Source organism: Ruegeria sp. YTSC325, from assembly GCF_059609525.1.
On sequence record NZ_JBXWLY010000004.1, the window covers coordinates 66600 to 82132 of the forward strand.

The 15533-nt window shown below is 57.7% G+C and carries 13 protein-coding genes; 9 read left to right on the forward strand and 4 right to left on the reverse strand.

Features of this window, described 5'->3' with window-relative positions; translation table 11 throughout:
* Nucleotides 1–28: 28 nt before the first annotated feature.
* From hisC to AC2FF7_RS07650, 3 genes are read left to right on the forward strand one after another with little or no spacing between them, the layout of a single operon-like run.
* Nucleotides 29–1114: a histidinol-phosphate transaminase gene (gene hisC, locus AC2FF7_RS07640; protein ID WP_480867895.1), complete on the forward strand. Its 1086-nt coding sequence runs from the start codon at nt 29–31 to the stop codon at nt 1112–1114.
* Nucleotides 1111–2031, forward strand: a complete 921-nt coding sequence (locus AC2FF7_RS07645) for a prephenate/arogenate dehydrogenase family protein (protein WP_480867893.1) — start codon at nt 1111–1113, stop codon at nt 2029–2031. The genes hisC and AC2FF7_RS07645 overlap by 4 nt, the downstream gene beginning before the upstream one ends.
* Nucleotides 2028–2843 (forward strand): extensin-like domain-containing protein, encoded by an 816-nt coding sequence (locus tag AC2FF7_RS07650; protein ID WP_480867892.1) that lies wholly within the window; start codon nt 2028–2030, stop codon nt 2841–2843. The genes AC2FF7_RS07645 and AC2FF7_RS07650 overlap by 4 nt, the downstream gene beginning before the upstream one ends.
* A 6-nt stretch (nt 2844–2849) precedes the next feature.
* Here AC2FF7_RS07650 and AC2FF7_RS07655 read toward each other — a convergent pair whose 3' ends face one another.
* Nucleotides 2850–3470 carry an FkbM family methyltransferase gene (locus AC2FF7_RS07655; protein WP_480867890.1) on the reverse strand — a complete coding sequence of 207 codons (621 nt, stop codon included), beginning with the start codon at nt 3468–3470 and terminating at the stop codon, nt 2850–2852.
* 252 nt (nt 3471–3722) lie between these two features.
* Nucleotides 3723–4724: a DUF2125 domain-containing protein gene (locus AC2FF7_RS07660; protein ID WP_480867888.1), complete on the reverse strand. Its 1002-nt coding sequence runs from the start codon at nt 4722–4724 to the stop codon at nt 3723–3725.
* A gap of 67 nt (nt 4725–4791) precedes the next feature.
* Here AC2FF7_RS07660 and AC2FF7_RS07665 point away from each other — a divergent pair, with 67 nt between their 5' ends.
* From AC2FF7_RS07665 to AC2FF7_RS07675, 3 genes are all read left to right on the forward strand, one after another.
* Entirely contained in the window at nt 4792–5322 is a 531-nt protein-coding gene (locus AC2FF7_RS07665; RefSeq protein WP_480867886.1) for a gamma-glutamylcyclotransferase, read from the forward strand.
* A gap of 70 nt (nt 5323–5392) precedes the next feature.
* Nucleotides 5393–6571: a biopolymer transporter ExbB gene (locus tag AC2FF7_RS07670; RefSeq protein ID WP_170352315.1), complete on the forward strand. Its 1179-nt coding sequence runs from the start codon at nt 5393–5395 to the stop codon at nt 6569–6571.
* A gap of 3 nt (nt 6572–6574) precedes the next feature.
* Nucleotides 6575–8254 (forward strand): peptidoglycan -binding protein, encoded by a 1680-nt coding sequence (locus AC2FF7_RS07675; protein WP_480867884.1) that lies wholly within the window; start codon nt 6575–6577, stop codon nt 8252–8254.
* A gap of 801 nt (nt 8255–9055) precedes the next feature.
* On the opposite strand, the gene clpA is transcribed toward AC2FF7_RS07675, so the two are convergent.
* The gene (gene clpA, locus AC2FF7_RS07680) at nt 9056–11380 is read right to left on the reverse strand and encodes an ATP-dependent Clp protease ATP-binding subunit ClpA (RefSeq protein ID WP_170352317.1); all 2325 of its coding nucleotides are present in this window, start codon (nt 11378–11380) and stop codon (nt 9056–9058) included.
* A gap of 175 nt (nt 11381–11555) precedes the next feature.
* Complete coding sequence (gloB, locus tag AC2FF7_RS07685; protein ID WP_480867882.1) at nt 11556–12323, reverse strand: hydroxyacylglutathione hydrolase; 768 nt, start codon at nt 12321–12323, stop codon at nt 11556–11558.
* Between the two features lie 62 nt (nt 12324–12385).
* On the opposite strand from gloB, the gene AC2FF7_RS07690 reads away from it, so the two are divergent.
* The 3 genes from AC2FF7_RS07690 (at nt 12386) to atpA (ending at nt 15532) form a co-directional block, all read left to right on the forward strand.
* Nucleotides 12386–13120: a methyltransferase domain-containing protein gene (locus tag AC2FF7_RS07690; RefSeq protein WP_170352319.1), complete on the forward strand. Its 735-nt coding sequence runs from the start codon at nt 12386–12388 to the stop codon at nt 13118–13120.
* A 312-nt stretch (nt 13121–13432) separates the two neighbouring features.
* Nucleotides 13433–13993: a F0F1 ATP synthase subunit delta gene (locus AC2FF7_RS07695; RefSeq protein WP_170352320.1), complete on the forward strand. Its 561-nt coding sequence runs from the start codon at nt 13433–13435 to the stop codon at nt 13991–13993.
* Entirely contained in the window at nt 13994–15532 is a 1539-nt protein-coding gene (gene atpA / locus AC2FF7_RS07700) for a F0F1 ATP synthase subunit alpha (protein WP_170352321.1), read from the forward strand.
* Nucleotide 15533 lies beyond the last annotated feature (1 nt).

Here is a 15533-nt window from a genome sequence, read left to right on the forward strand (position 1 = left end):
TGAGAGGCTCCAATCAACGGAGCCTCTTATGACCAAGATTACCCCGCAACCCGGCATTATGGACATCGCGCTTTATCAGGGCGGTCAGTCGCATGTGGCGGGGGTTGCGCATGTGATCAAGCTTAGTTCCAACGAAAACCCCTTTGGTCCAAGTCCCAAGGCGATCGAAGCCGTGCGCGACAGTGCCGCCACCCTGCATCGCTATCCCAGTACGGATCACGCGCCTCTGCGCGAGGCAATCGGTGCGCGCTACGGGCTGGACCCGGCACGGATCATCTGCGGTGTGGGCAGCGACGAGGTGCTGCAATTCGTCGCCCAAGCCTATGCCGGGCCGGGGGATGAGGTCATCTATACCGAGCACGGGTTTTCCATGTATCCGATCATCGCGCGGATGGCTGGCGCGACACCTGTGATGGTTCCCGAAAAGGATCGCCATGTGGACGTGGACAACATCCTTGCCGCCGTGACCGGTCAGACACGGATCGTGTTCGTAACCAATCCGGGCAACCCGACCTCGACCATGATCCCTGAAAGTGACCTTGTGCGGTTGGCCGAGGCTCTGCCCGACAGTTGCCTGACGGTGATCGACGGGGCCTATGCCGAGTTTGTCGATGATTTTGATGGCGGGGCGTCCATCGTGGATCGGTTCGACAATGTGATCATGACTCGGACGTTCTCGAAAGTGTACGGTCTGGGTGGGATGCGCGTCGGCTGGGGCTATGCCGCGCAGTCGATCATTGATGTGCTCAACCGAGTGCGGCAGCCGTTTAACTTATCACTGACCGCTTTGGCGGCGGCCGAAGCTGCGGTTAAGGACGAAGAGTTCCTGTCTCACTGTCAGGCCGAAAACGCGCGCCTGCGGGTGTGGTTGTCCGACGAACTGGCCAAGATCGGCGTGCCTTCGGATGCGTCCTGCACCAATTTCATCCTCGCCCGGTTCACCGATCAGGCCGAGGCTGAGGCTTGCGATGACTATCTGAAAACCCAAGGTTTGATCGTGCGGCGTGTGGCGGGATACAACTTGCCAAATGCGCTGCGCATCACAGTCGGCGATGAAGACGCGTGTCGCCGGGTCGTTGAAGCTATCACCGCATTCAAAGAGGGCGCAGCATGAGCCAGGTTTACGATCGTGTTGCCTTGATCGGGTTGGGCCTGATTGCTTCATCCATGTTCTGGGCGATCAAACGCGCCGGGCTTGCTGGCGAAGTGACGGGGTATGCGCGGTCTGCCAAGACGCGCGAAATCGCGCGGAAGATCGGCCTGTGCGATCGGGTTTGCGATTCAGCGCAAGAGGCGGCCAAGGGCGCCGATCTTGTCGTTCTTTGTGTGCCGGTTGGTGCGATGGGGGCAGTTGCTGCAGACATCGTGCCTGTTCTGAAGCCGGGGGCGACCGTGTCGGATGTAGGCTCGGTGAAACGACATGTGATCGAGGCGGTATCGCCCCATATTCCTGATGGCGTGCATTTCATTCCTGCCCACCCGTTGGCCGGGACCGAGCATTCCGGGCCCGAATCCGGTTTTGCTGAACTGTTCGACAATCGTTGGAACCTGCTGGTGCCGGTCAAGGGGTCTGACCCTGACGCTGTGGCGCGGTTGCGCGCCTTGTGGGAGGGCATGGGCGCCAATGTCGATGAGATGGATGCCGATCACCACGATTTGGTGTTGGCGGTGACGTCTCATGCGCCGCACCTGATCGCTTATACTATGGTTGGTGTGGCCGATGATCTGCGTCGGGTGACGGATAGCGAGGTCATTAAGTACTCGGCCGCAGGTTTTCGGGATTTCACGCGCATCGCGGCCTCGGATCCGACCATGTGGCGCGACGTTTTTCTAACCAATAAAGACGCGACGCTGGAAATCCTTGGACGTTTTACCGAGGAGTTATTCGCCCTGCAACGCGCCATCCGAACCGGCGATGGAGAGCAGCTTTTCGACTATTTCACCCGCACTCGGGCGATCCGTCGTGGGATTATCGACGCTGGCCAGGATACTGATGCGCCGGACTTTGGGCGAGGAAAGACAACCTCATGACGCTTAAGGTATTGTGGATCGGATTGCTTGCGCTCAGCGCCACGAAGGCTTCTGCGGCGCCTTTGGATCAGTCCCTGGTCCCCCTTTCGCGCCCTGCAGAAAGTATTGTTTTAGCCTATGCGCAGCCGACCAGATTGCGCCCTGCCATGCGTCCGGAATCCGCTCAGGTTGTCGCTACCGCTGCGCGACCACTGGATTTGCCGTCGCTTGGACCGGATACATCGTTGATGCCTTACAAGCGGCCCAAGGCGGTCGAACAACAGGCGTTGTTCAAAAAGCGCAAGCTGCGCAAAGGCTCGGTCTGTGGTGATATTGCGATTCAGGGCAAGGCCGTTGGCAAGGTTCCGGGTAGGATCAAAGCCTGTGGGATCAAGGATGCCGTGCAAGTCACGTCGGTATCGGGGGTTGCGCTTAGCAGACCTTCTACGATGGATTGCGGCACGGCAATCGCTTTGAATGAATGGGTGGACAAATCCGTCAAGCCGACGTTCCGGCGCCGCGGACCCGTGGTCGAGCTGCAAGTTGCCGCGCACTACGCTTGCCGGACGCGGAACAATCGCACGGGTGCAAAAATCTCGGAACACGGCAAGGGGCGCGCGATTGATATCTCAGGTTTCAAGATGGCCGATGGTGAGGTGGTGACGGTTTTGAACGGATGGCGCAAGAACCCTTCAAAAAAGCAGTTGACCAAGATCTGGCGCAACGCGTGTGGGCCGTTTGGAACAGTGCTTGGTCCGAATTCGGATCGGTACCACCGCGACCATTTCCATCTGGACACGGCCCGGCACCGGCGTGGGCCTTACTGCCGCTGACCGAGCTTATTTTCTTTTGTCGAACGCCAGAAGGTCCGTCTGGCCCTGTATTGCGTCGAACGATTGCGCCGTTAGTGGTGTAGGTTGGCGGCCAAAATCGATGACGTGTTCATAGTGACTGAACAGAAGGTCACGCAGTTTTTTATTGTGAGCAGACGACTCTGAAGGGGTATATTCGAGGAACACTGCCGGGCGACAGGTTTGTAGCGTCTTCAATGCCCCTTCCAGCACTTCAAGCTCGTGCCCTTCGACATCAATCCATATCAAGGAAAGATCTTTGAAAGGCTCACTGTACTGTTCAAACAAGCGGTCAACCGTGGTGATATCAACTACTATCGCTTCATCGGAGTGATCGCCAATCCTTGATCCGCCCCTATTCATTTCGTTTGAAACGAAAGGCAATTGGCCGGAGGTGCTGGATGCACCCACTTGGAGATGCGTGACGCGGTCGCCCAGATTGTTGAGTTTTATGTTCCGCGTTAGCAGGTCATAGTTTTGTGGATCAGGCTCCAACGCAATGACATGCGTGCATTCAAGGTCACGGAAGAAATAGACAGTATGCGTTCCGATATTTGCGCCAATTTCCAGAACCGCACCAGCGCTCAGCGCAGCGCCTTCCTGTTTCAAGTAGTTTGAAAGCGCACTTAGAACCCCACGGCCGTATTCACCGCCTTAGGTGATCTGTTCTCCTATGACGTCATGTGGGTAGTAGATCAGGCAGTGATCCTGCATCTGGCGGAAAAAAACGACATCGTCTTTCCAGAGATCGCGCAAGATGGCGTTTCGAACCTTTTCAGCGCCCAGCGGGACAGTTTGTTGGACAACGCGGTTTTCAGACCCATATTCGACGCCCCTTGGACAGATTTAAAGCAGAAGTTGTTAGCGTAGGATCAAACGCGGTGCAGGCCCGATTGGCAAGGGGCCTAGCGCGACAAAGCCGTCGCGGAAATTAAGCTGCAAGTCCAGTGCGTTGGGGTTGCCGCCTAGGCCCGCCATGAAGTTTAAGGCACGGGTTACCGGATCAACCGCCTGATCGGGCAGGGCGCCTGCTGCATTGGCCATGGCAATCATATCGCGCCAGTTTTCTGCCTTGACCGCGATTTCGCCGGTGGGGATGCCTTGGGGGTCAACGTCCAACTCTCCGACAGCGAACAAGCGCAGCGCGCCCCATTTCATCTCGGCCAGACGGAGTTCAATGTTCACGGGTTGCGGCCTGCTCAGTTCCAGCGCGGACCGGTCCCAGGGTTTGTCGAATGTTGCACGCATGTCCAACTCGAGCGTTTCGAAGGTCTGCGGCAGTGTGGTGGCTGATCGCATTAGCGCGCGCAACTCATCCCCGGGCATGAAGGCATCAATGCGAGCGCTGATCATGTATGTTTCGGGCGTCTCAGTCTGCTCCATTACAAGCGCCAGGGTTTCGCCTCCGGCCAGAGCCTCGGAATTGTCGGCGACTGACCATGCTCCGGCTGTCAGCGCCATCTTTTCCAGGACCAGCGCAACACCGGGCTGAAGCTGTAGCTCAGCTTGCATATCAGCGGCTTGAATAGTCGATGTCTGATCAAAATAGGACAGCCGTTGCGGCGTGTCGGCAAAACGCAAAACCTGTCTGCCGGGCCAGATTGCGGGGCTTTGGAACTGAATCCAATCGGCGCTCCAGGCGGTGCCGTTGACCGGGTCGGCAAGCGCGGGACTGCTCAGGCGTGTTACGTGGTTCAACGGGTATCCGGCTGTTGTGACCTCAGCGAACTCGGCTTGCCAGCCCTGTTCTCGCTGCGTGTCGAACCAGGTCGTGATCGCGTTTCGCAAGCCGATGCCCGCGACGAACCAGTAAGCGCTCCAGATCACAGTTATGACAATGATGACTCGTATCAGCCCGCGCATGGCAGTTGGCCCTTTTTCCCACCTCAAATTTGATGTTTATAGGCGCAAACGGGCAAGGACCAGAGTTATGACGATGTGGGTTTTCGGATATGGGTCGCTGTTGTGGAATCCCGGCTTTCCTGTGGCCCGTAGTGAACGCGCGACTTTGATCGGCTACGCACGCTCATTTTGCATGAGTTCGATTCACCATCGCGGTACAGAGGATGAGCCGGGCCTTGTTCTGGCGCTGGATGAACAAGACGACGCACAGTGCAAAGGGTTGGCTCTTGCGGTCCAGCCGGGCCACGAAGATCGCACCTTACAAGAGCTGCGAGAGCGCGAGTTGATATCTTCCGCCTATGTCGAAAAGATGCTGGATGTGCATTTGGAAACCGGTGACACGGTCAATGCGGTCACTTACGTGATCGAAAAAGACCATGTGCAGTATTGCGGGGGAATGCCTTTGGAAGAGCAGGCCCAGATCATCGCACACGCCGTTGGTGGTCGGGGGCCAAACACTGAATACCTCTACAACACTGCCGAACATCTGGCCGAGATTGGCCTGCACGATGCCGATCTTGAGTGGTTGGCGCAACGCGTGCGTGACATTACCGCATAAACCCTTGGCGTAACCGGCGGATTTTCGCTAGATTTATCCTCAGAGCAGCTAAAGACCGGGAACCACGCGCATGGCGCAGGCACATCAAAGCGCGAGACCGCATTTCTCGCAACCCATTCGTCAGATCGTAACGATGTTGGTTGCGATTGCGCTGGCGGGTGGCGGAGTTTTTATGGCTCTGCCCTATGTTCTGCCTGTTTTCTACGCCAACCCTTACCTGAACGGGTTCATCCTGCTGGTATTTGGCATCGGCGTATTGGCCTGTTTTTATCAGGTGACACAGCTGATCGGCTCGGTTCGTTGGATCGAAGCCTTCGTCGGTGGCGTTGTACGCGAAGACGCTCGGACCCCGCAGCTCTTGGCCCCTCTGGCGTCGCTGCTGCGGGAACGTGGGGCGCGGTCTCAGATCAGCTCTAGCTCGACCCGGTCCATTCTGGATTCGGTAGCAGAACGGGTTGAGGAAGAACGCGAGATCACGCGTTACATCACCAATGTTCTGATTTATCTGGGCCTGCTGGGCACTTTCTTTGGTCTGGCGACAACTGTTCCGGCCATCGTTGACACGATCCGCAGCCTAAACCCCCAAGAAGGGGAAGAAGGGCTGGCTGTTTTCAACCGCCTTATGGTCGGGCTCGAGGCGCAGTTGCAGGGTATGGGTGTGGCCTTTGGGTCATCGCTTTTGGGTTTGGCCGGATCGTTGATCGTCGGCCTGCTTGAACTGTTTGCAGGTCACGGGCAAAGCCGGTTCTACCGCGAGTTGGAAGAGTGGCTGTCGTCAATCACACGAGTCGGGTTCGCTTCTGGTGATGAAGGTGGGGCTGAACTGGCGGTTCTTACTCCTGTACTGGATGCAATGTCGGAACAGATGAATGCGTTGCAGGATCTTTTCGAAGCGCAAGAGGCCGACCGCGCATCGGTGTCCGCCAACCTGAATCAGCTGGTCAGTTCGATAGGTGAAATGAACATGCGCCAGTCCGAGGCCGAAGGGGTCACAGCCGCGCTGGAACGCGTTGCTCTGGGACAGGATGCCTTGTTGGACCACATGCGCGAGCAAGGCACTGGCGATGGGATCGATGCCGAAAGCCGCATGCGCCTGCGGTCCATGGATGTTCAGTTGCTTCGTATTCTCGAAGAAATCTCGGCAGGTCGCCAGGAAAGCATGAGCGAACTGCGCAAAGATATTGAACTGTTGGTCAAGGCTTTGACCTTGCCACGGGGCGCCGTTCGCACCACTCCGGATGGAGAATAACCCATGGCCCTGTCTCGCCGCACAGGTCAACGGTTTCAGGGCTCTGTCTGGCCAGGCTTCGTGGACGCGATCACTGGGCTGTTGATGGTGCTGACCTTTGTCCTGACCATTTTCATGGTCGTGCAATTCGTTCTGCGCGAAACGATCTCGGGTCAGGAAGATGAGCTGTCTGCCTTGTCTGGCGAGGTTGCCGCGTTGGCCAACGCGCTGGGTTTGGAAGAGCGTGAGAACAGTCGGCTTGAGGCGCGGTTGGGAGCTTTGAATTCGACCTTGTCCCAAGTCGAAGGCGAACTTGTTGATGCTCAGTTGCGTCTAACTAATTTTGAAGATCAGGTCGCGGCGCTTCTTGCAGATCAGGAACGCGCGCGCGGGGCCATCGCGTCGCTGGAGTCGGAACGTGAGACCCTGTTGACCGAACAAGAAGCGTTGAACCTTGCCCTTGCCCAAAGCCGTTCGGAAATTGACGCACAGGCCGAGGCCGCGCGTCTGGCAGCCGCGCGCCGTGAGGCGCTTGAGGCACTTGTTGCTGATCTCGAACAAAGCGGCACGGCGCAAGAGGCATTGATTTCCGAGCTCGAAGAGCAGCTAAGCGCAGAAGAAACCGCCCGATTGGCCGAGGCAGCAGCGGCAGAAAACCTGCGAAACCGGCTTCAGGATGCGGATGCGGAACTGACGGCCATGACGCTTGCGCTAGAAGCGCAAAGGAAAGAGGCCGAGGATACGCTTACCCTTCTTGCGGCGGCGCAAGCCGCCAAGGCAGAGTTGGAGCGTCAGTTCGGCGAGTTGAATACTGAGGAGTTGCAAGCCCAGCTTGAAGCTGCCTTGGCTGCGCGCACGCAGGCCCAGACCGAAGCGCAGGAGCAGCGCACGCTAGCAGAGGAAAGAGCTGCGCTGCTGGCCGTCGCGCGCGAAGCGATCTCGGCAGAACAGGCGGTTTCCGCAAAAGCGCAGCGCCAAACCGCGCTGCTGAATCAGCAGATGGCCGCCCTCCGTAACCAGCTGGGCGGTTTGCAAGCCTTGCTGGACGACTACGAAGAGCGAAACGCTGCCGCCGACATCCGCATTCAGACGTTGGGGCAGGATCTGAACGCTGCACTTGCCCGTGCGGCCTCGGAAGAGCGGCGCCGCCGACTTCTGGAAGAGGCTGAGCGCGTCCGGTTGGAAGCCGAAGCCGAAAAGCTTTCGGGTCAGAACGAAGAACTGGCTGCTCAGGCTGAGGATTTGCAGCGCTATCGCTCGGAATTCTTCGGCCGGCTCCGGGATGTTTTGGGGGATCAGGAGGGTGTTCGGATCGAAGGAGACCGCTTTGTGTTTTCCTCCGAGGTTTTGTTTGATACCGGCTCGGCCGTCCTGTCCCCCGCAGGCCAGCTAGAGGTCGCAAAGGTTGCCAACATCCTGCGGACCGTGGCGGCCGAGATCCCAGAAGGGCTGAACTGGGTTATCCGGGTCGATGGTCATACCGACAACGTCCCGCTGGCAGGATCAGGTCGTTATCGCGATAACTGGGAACTTAGCCAGGGCCGCGCGTTGTCGGTCGTGCTGTACATGGTCGAAGCGCTGGGTATCCCACCGAACCGCCTGGCGGCCAACGGGTTTGGTGAGTTTCAGCCTGTAAACCCGGCGGACACGCCAGAAGCCCGCGCCCAGAACCGCCGGATCGAGCTGAAACTGACCGAACGCTGATTGTGTATCTCTGATTTGAGACGGTCTGAACCTACGCTAAAATAGCGGCGTAGTCGCATGGAAAAGGCCACGCGCATCCCTATATATGTACCCTAGGTTGAACGGGTAGGGATCGTGAAAGCAGGCGTTTCGGAACTTCGCTATATTGTTGATAGCGCACTAAGGGCTCCTTACCGTCGTGTAACAAGGTGCGAAATGCGCTGTGGGGCCGCGGTTTGGCTCAAACGGATCGAGCGTTCAGGTCCACACCTTTGGGTTGTGAAAGGGTTGCCCGGGCAAGCTTTTGATAGGGATCGTCGATCGCATCGCTTCCTGCGCAGTTGCGGAGTTCCAGTTCCGGCGGTTCTTCTGGAAAGCGACAGCTATTTTGTAATCGAAGACGCAGGGCATAGTTTGAGTGCCTTATGCGGCGACCCGCTTGTAACCAAAGTGGAGAAATTGGCAGCCTGCAGTGCGGCCGGGCAAGCACTCGCGCGTTTGCATGCAGCGGATTTGGCGCATGGGCGCCCCGCATTTCGGGACATGTGCTGGGACGGGCACAGAATACGCTTTATTGACTTCGAATATTTCGATCCAAGCCAGGCCGGATCGATTAGAAAAGCCCGAGATATTGGCATCGCACTTTTGTCTGCCCTTTCTCAAGGGGGTGAAGGCGTACGTTATGCCCGTTCGTTTTTGTCAGCGTATCGCTTGGCTCGCAGGAAGAGGTCGAAGCCGTATTTAACACCGCTATGGGATCAACCGAGATAACGGTGCAATGAAAAACCCGCCGCATTGGGCGGGTTTTTCTTTTCTCATCGATCAGTCAGCTGTGAGCAAGGGTGGTTTGTCGCCCGGTATGCGGGGCTGATCGGGGCCCAGAATTTCCAGGTTCAGATCGCCTTTCTTGACCGAAACGCGGACCACGCCGCCCTTGGCCAGCTTGCCAAATAGCAGCTCCTCGGCCAAAGGCTTCTTGATGTGTTCCTGAATGACGCGGCCCAGCGGGCGCGCACCCATCTTGTCGTCATACCCTTTGTCCGCCAACCATTCGGCGGCCTTGGGTGTCAGGTCAAAGGTCACATTGCGGTCCATCAACTGTGCCTCAAGCTGCAGCACGAATTTCTCGACAACTTGAAGGATGACCTCTTTAGGCAGCGGCGCGAACGAAATCACCGCGTCCAGACGGTTGCGGAATTCCGGTGTGAAGGTCCGTTCAATCGCAGCGGTATCTTCGCCTTCGCGACGGTCGCGTCCAAAGCCGATCGCGGCCTTGGCTTGCTCCTGAGCGCCAGCGTTCGAGGTCATGATCAGCACAACGTTGCGGAAATTCACCGTGCGGCCGTTGTGGTCCGTCAGCTCACCATGATCCATAACCTGCAGCAGGATGTTAAAGACGTCCGGATGCGCTTTCTCGATCTCATCCAGCAGCAGCACGCAATGCGGATGCTGGTCAACGCCGTCAGTCAGAAGACCGCCCTGATCGAACCCGACATAACCCGGAGGCGCACCGATCAGACGAGAAACGGCGTGTTTCTCCATGTATTCAGACATGTCGAAACGCAGCAGTTCTACACCCAGCGTATCTGCCAGCTGTTTCGCCACTTCGGTTTTGCCCACACCGGTCGGACCTGCGAACAGGTAATTACCGATGGGCTTTTCAGGTTCACGAAGGCCCGCGCGCGCCAGTTTGATCGCGCTGGACAGCGCGACAATGGCGTCGTCCTGACCGAACACCACCCGTTTCAGCGAGGTCTCAAGGTCTTTCAGAACCTCGGCATCGTCCTTGGTGACGTTCTTGGGCGGGATGCGCGCGATCTTGGCGACCACGGCCTCAATCTCTTTCACGCCGATGGTTTTGCGACGCTTGCTTTCCGCGACCAAATGCTGAGCTGCACCGGCCTCGTCAATCACGTCGATAGCCTTGTCAGGCAGTTTGCGGTCATTGATGTAGCGCGCCGACAGTTCCACCGCCGTTTTGATCGCGTCCGCAGTGTATTTGATCGCGTGATGCTCTTCAAAATACGGTTTAAGGCCGCGCAGGATTTTCACGCTGTCCTCGACCGAAGGCTCATTCACGTCGATCTTCTGGAACCGGCGGCTAAGCGCGCGGTCCTTTTCGAAATGCTGCCGGAACTCTTTGTAGGTGGTCGAACCCATCGTGCGCAGTTTACCGCCCTGTAGGGCAGGTTTCAGAAGGTTCGACGCATCCATTGCGCCGCCCGAAGTGGCTCCTGCGCCGATGACCGTGTGAATCTCGTCAATAAACAGCACGGCATCGGGATGCTCTTCCAATTCGGTTACGACTGCTTTCAGTCGCTCCTCGAAATCACCGCGATAACGCGTGCCCGCCAGCAAAGCGCCCATATCCAGCGAGTAAATCGTGGTTTCGGACAGCACATCGGGCGCTTCGCCCACGACGATTTTATGGGCCAAACCTTCGGCGATAGCGGTTTTCCCCACGCCCGGATCACCCACCAACAGCGGGTTATTCTTGCGGCGACGGCAAAGCACTTGAATGCAACGTTCAACCTCATCCGCGCGGCCAATCAGCGGATCTACATCCCCTGCACGGGATTTGGTGTTCAGATCAACGCAGTATTTGCCAAGTGCGCTTTCCTTCTGCTCACCTTCGCCAGCAGAGGGTTGCGTTTCGTCCTCGACCTGATCCGCGCCCGAGACCGATCGGCTTTCGCCGTAAGCTGGGTCTTTGGCGACGCCATGTGCGATGAAATTCACCGCGTCATACCGTGTCATGTCCTGTTCTTGCAGGAAATAGGCCGCGTTGCTTTCGCGTTCAGCAAAGATCGCAACCAGCACGTTTGCGCCCGTGACCTCGGTCCGGCCCGAGCTTTGAACGTGGATGGCGGCGCGCTGGATCACGCGTTGGAAAGCGGCCGTTGGCACAGCCTCGGACCCGTCGATATCCGTAACCAGATTAGACAGGTCTTCGTCGATGAATTCGACCAGAGTGCTGCGCAGCTCATCCAGATCGACGCTGCAGGCTTTCATAACTCGGATCGCGTCCGGTTCTTCCAGCAGCGCCAGCAGCAGATGCTCTAGCGTGGCGAATTCGTGTCGCCGTTCGTTCGCAGCCGCAAGGGCCGCGTGAATGGCTTGTTCTAATGTGCTCGAGAATGAAGGCACGCGGGTGCTCCTCTGTCTTGGGTCGGAAGGGGCGCGGGCTTTAGGCCGGATCCCCATCCCAACCGTGTCCTCATACTATTAGAGTTTGGTTGATCATGGCCCGGCTTCAAGGGTTTTCTTTCACTTGACAGTCACATTTATTGTGACCGTGGCCGTGAAGCGGGTGAAATAGGCATCAAAACCTGTCTTTTCTAGCCCGAATTTCTGCAAATACCGCAGCGGGTTCAGCGCCCGACATCCCTAAATGCGCTTGAATCGCCGGATCAGCGGCGCGCAGAAACGGATTTGTGGCCTTTTCCAGCGCCAAACTTGACGGCACCGTAGGTTCGCCAGCGGCACGGGCGCGGTCGATATCCGTCGCGCGTTCGCGCAGCGCGGCATTGTCTGGGTCGACGGTCAGAGCGAATTTGGCGTTGGATTGCGTATATTCGTGACCCGAACACACCAGAGTATCGTCGGGCAAAGCGGCCAGCTTGGATAATGAGTCCCACATCTGCGGGGCGGTTCCTTCAAACAGGCGACCACATCCCAAAGCCATCAAACTGTCGGCGGTAAATACAACGGCGCTTTGCGGCATATAGAATGCGATGTGTCCAACTGTATGGCCCGAGACATCCAGCACTTGCACCGTCTCTCCGCCCAACTCAAACGTATCGCCTTCGCTGACTTGTTGGTCCAAAGGGGGCAAACGATGCGCGTCCGCAGCGGCCCCTATGACTTTAGCGGGGTGCTTTTCCAGAATTCCGGGCAACCCGTCCACATGGTCAAAGTGGTGATGCGTCAGTAACACGTGGCTGAGTTTCCAGCCGCGCTGGTCCAGCTGGGCCAGAATGGGGGCAGCCTCTGGCGCGTCGATCAATGCGGTGTTGCCGCTTGCGGCGTCATGCGCCAGAAAAGCGTAGTTATCGCTGAGACATGGGATGGTGACGATCTCAAGAGGCATGGCCTTTTGCCCTTTCGTTGCTAGACTGCGCCGAAGCTAAGCCGATTGACCGGGTGTCCGCAATGCATCTTGATGTGCAGGATCTTAGGAATTTCTACTACCGCAGCACATTGGGGCGTGCGGCGCAGGCGGCGATCCGGGGTCGGTTGATCGCGCAATGGCCCGAAGCCAAGGGCCAGACGGTCGCCGGGTTTGGCTTTGCCGTACCCTTGCTGCGTCCCTATCTGGCAGATGCCCGGCGGGTGATCGGGCTGATGCCTGGACCGCAAGGCGTGATGCCGTGGCCCGCAGGGATGCCCAATGTCTCGGTCCTGACGGAAGAGACGATGTGGCCGATTGAGACCGGGCATGTGGACAAGCTGGTGGTGATGCACGGGCTTGAGACCTCGCAACGGCCGAGCGAGCTGTTAAATGAATGCTGGCGGGTTCTGGGCCCCGGAGGGCGCGCGTTCTTTATTGTGCCCAACCGCGCGGGGTTGTGGTCGCGAACGGACCGGACGCCGTTTGGCTTTGGACGCCCTTATTCAGCGACGCAGTTAGAAAACCAGCTTCGGGCGCATCATTTTGAACCGGAAAGCCATTGTTCAGCATTGTATCTGCCGCCGTCATTCCGCCGATTTTGGCTCAAGTCGGGCAGTTTGATTGAAAAGACGGGTCAGCGGATTCCCACGGTCATGGCCGGAGGTGTCTTGATGGTCGAAGCAACTAAACACATCCGGCCTCCAAGCGGCAGCGTCACAAAGGATCCTGTTCGTCGGCCGATCAAGGCGTTGGACGGTTTGCTGAAGCCCGCCTAACTTTTGTCCACTTTTGGAACTCCGCCACGCGAAGAAAATGCGGGAAAATGGTCACAGGAATCGCAAAAACCTACACTTTCGTAACATTTTTAGTCCCTTCCAACCGGACAAAAGGGTCGCACCCTGCGTAACTCCATGAAATCAAACATTTTGTGGATAAGGCTGCCCTCGTGATAATATGTTGCGAGCTGTGTTCGGCTCTGCTACATCCCCGGTGATTTTGATCCCCGACCGTATGGCCGGGGTTTCTTCACGCCCCCGGGGTAGCTGCCGCAACGCGAATTCGGGGCCTCAAATATCGGAAGGGTGGACGTGTCCGAACCAGCTTCGATTTCCACAGGCATTGCCGAGCGCTATGCCACTGCGATTTTCGAGATCGCGAAAGAGAATAAAGACCTCGCAGGTCTGGAGACCGGAATTAACGATCTGGCAGCAGCATTGGGCGACAGCGCCGAACTGCGTAACCTGATCGCTTCGCCTCTGGTTTCGCGCGCCGAACAGGAAGGCGCCATTACAGCGATCGCTGACAAGATGGGCCTGAACGCGATACTGCGTAATACGCTGGGTCTGATGGCGCAAAAACGCCGCCTGTTTGTTGTGCCGCAGCTGGTGCAGGTTCTGCGCGACATGCTGGCCGAAGAGCGTGGCGAAGTAACCGCCGATGTCGCCTCGGCCAAGGCCCTGACCAAGACACAGATGGAAAAACTGTCCAAAACGCTGTCCGAGCGTGTGGGCAAGACCGTGACAATCAATGCGACCGTGGATGAAAGCCTCATCGGCGGTCTTGTCGTTAAAGTGGGCTCGAAGATGATCGATAGCTCGATCCGTTCGAAGCTGAACTCCCTACAGAATGCAATGAAAGAGGTCGGATAAATGGGAATCCAAGCTGCAGAGATTTCTGCAATCCTGAAGGACCAGATCAAGAACTTTGGTCAGGAAGCAGAAGTGGCCGAAATCGGCCGCGTGCTGAGCGTCGGTGACGGGATTGCCCGTGTATACGGCCTGGACAATGTGCAAGCCGGTGAGATGGTCGAATTCCCCGGTGGCATCATGGGCATGGCCCTGAACTTGGAAAGCGACAACGTCGGTGTCGTTATCTTCGGTTCTGACCGTGACATCAAAGAAGGTGACACCGTCAAGCGCACCAACTCGATCGTGGACGTTCCGATCGGTGACGAACTTCTGGGCCGTGTTGTTGACGGTCTGGGCAATCCGCTGGACGGCAAAGGCCCGATCAATGCCTCCAAGCGTGGCGTTGCAGACGTCAAAGCCCCTGGCATCATCCCGCGTAAATCGGTGCACGAGCCGATGGCAACCGGCCTGAAATCGGTTGACGCGATGATCCCGATCGGCCGTGGCCAGCGTGAGCTGATCATTGGTGACCGTCAGACCGGTAAAACCGCCGTTGCTCTGGACACCATCCTGAACCAGAAAGTCTACAACGACGCAGCAGGCGACGACGAGTCGAAGAAACTGTACTGCATCTACGTGGCTGTTGGTCAGAAGCGTTCGACCGTTGCGCAGCTGGTGAAGAAGCTGGAAGAATCCGGCGCGATTGAATACTCGATCGTTGTGGCCGCAACCGCGTCCGACCCGGCGCCGATGCAGTTCCTGGCGCCGTACTCGGCGACCGCGATGGCCGAATACTTCCGCGACAACGGCCGCCACGCGCTGATCATCTATGATGACCTGTCGAAGCAGGCTGTGTCCTATCGTCAGATGTCCCTGCTGCTGCGTCGTCCGCCCGGACGTGAAGCCTATCCTGGTGACGTTTTCTACCTCCACTCCCGTCTGCTGGAGCGTTCGGCGAAGCTGAACGAAGATTTCGGCGCAGGCTCGCTGACCGCTCTGCCGGTTATTGAAACCCAAGGTGGCGACGTTTCGGCGTTTATTCCGACCAACGTGATCTCGATCACCGACGGTCAGATCTTCCTGGAAACCGAACTGTTCTACCAGGGCATCCGTCCTGCTGTGAACACCGGTCTGTCGGTTTCGCGTGTGGGCTCGTCGGCCCAAACCAACGCGATGAAATCGGTCGCTGGTCCGGTAAAACTGGAGCTGGCTCAGTATCGCGAAATGGCTGCGTTTGCGCAGTTCGGTTCGGACCTCGACGCCGCGACCCAGCAGCTGCTGAACCGTGGTGCGCGCCTGACCGAGCTGATGAAACAGCCGCAGTACTCGCCGCTGACCAACGCGGAAATCGTCTGCGTCATCTTCGCGGGCACCAACGGTTACCTCGATAAGATCGACGTCTCGGACGTTGGCCGCTATGAGGCCGGTCTGCTGGCGCACCTGCGCGGCAAGCACGCCGACCTGCTGAAATGGCTGACAGACGAAGATCCCAAGATCAAAGGTGACGCGTCCGACAAGATCAAGGCAGCGATCGACGAATACGCCGCGACCTTCGCGTAAC

Excerpts from the sequence above, each read along its gene's own strand:
- AC2FF7_RS07670 (WP_170352315.1), top strand. The coding sequence starts at position 5,393 with ATGGCGCAGGCACATCAAAGCGCGAGACCGCATTTCTCGCAACCCATT.
- AC2FF7_RS07645 (WP_480867893.1), top strand. The coding sequence starts at position 1,111 with ATGAGCCAGGTTTACGATCGTGTTGCCTTGATCGGGTTGGGCCTGATT.
- gloB (WP_480867882.1), bottom strand. The coding sequence starts at position 12,323 with ATGCCTCTTGAGATCGTCACCATCCCATGTCTCAGCGATAACTACGCT.
- hisC (WP_480867895.1), top strand. The coding sequence starts at position 29 with ATGACCAAGATTACCCCGCAACCCGGCATTATGGACATCGCGCTTTAT.
- atpA (WP_170352321.1), top strand. The coding sequence starts at position 13,994 with ATGGGAATCCAAGCTGCAGAGATTTCTGCAATCCTGAAGGACCAGATC.
- AC2FF7_RS07650 (WP_480867892.1), top strand. The coding sequence starts at position 2,028 with ATGACGCTTAAGGTATTGTGGATCGGATTGCTTGCGCTCAGCGCCACG.
- AC2FF7_RS07660 (WP_480867888.1), bottom strand. The coding sequence starts at position 4,724 with ATGCGCGGGCTGATACGAGTCATCATTGTCATAACTGTGATCTGGAGC.
- AC2FF7_RS07690 (WP_170352319.1), top strand. The coding sequence starts at position 12,386 with ATGCATCTTGATGTGCAGGATCTTAGGAATTTCTACTACCGCAGCACA.
- AC2FF7_RS07665 (WP_480867886.1), top strand. The coding sequence starts at position 4,792 with ATGACGATGTGGGTTTTCGGATATGGGTCGCTGTTGTGGAATCCCGGC.
- AC2FF7_RS07675 (WP_480867884.1), top strand. The coding sequence starts at position 6,575 with ATGGCCCTGTCTCGCCGCACAGGTCAACGGTTTCAGGGCTCTGTCTGG.